General features: G+C 38.3%; 1 protein-coding gene. It reads right to left on the bottom strand.

From position 1 onward, the window contains the following. Positions 1 to 579 (bottom strand): class I tRNA ligase family protein (locus tag AC1DND_RS29130; protein WP_477586492.1); only part of this gene is annotated, 579 nt, incomplete at both ends.

Here is a 579-nt window from a genome sequence, read left to right on the forward strand (position 1 = left end):
GCCCATTCGAAACCACATTTTTGTACGCTACTTTATCAAAAACCAATGTAGAGATCGCATGTAACGTATAAAACCAGCCACGGGTTTGGTCTACGCCTTCGGCAATAAAATCTGCAGGGAAATCTTCATTTCCATCAATTGTTTCTTTGTTTTCAAAAGGGTAGTGCCACTGCGCATAAGGCATAGCACCAGAGTCGAACCAAACATCAATTAAATCACTTTCGCGGCTCATTGGTTTGCCTGATGGAGATACTAAAATAATTTTGTCGACCACATTTTTATGTAAGTCGATCAAATCATAGTTCTCTTCAGACATGTTTCCGATTTCGAATCCCTTAAAAGGATTTTCTTTTTGGAAACCAGCTGTTATAGATTTTTCAATGGCATTATAAAGTTCCTCAACAGAACCAATTAACACTTCTTCTTTTTTATCTTCAGTTCTCCAGATTGGCAAAGGAATTCCCCAGTATCTCGAACGTGATAAATTCCAATCGTTAGCGTTTTTTAGCCAGTTTCCAAAACGACCCTCGCCAGTTGATTTTGGTTTCCAGTTAATGGTTTCATTAAGGTCGAACATTC

It is taken from the genome of Pedobacter sp. 01N416, assembly GCF_056399685.1.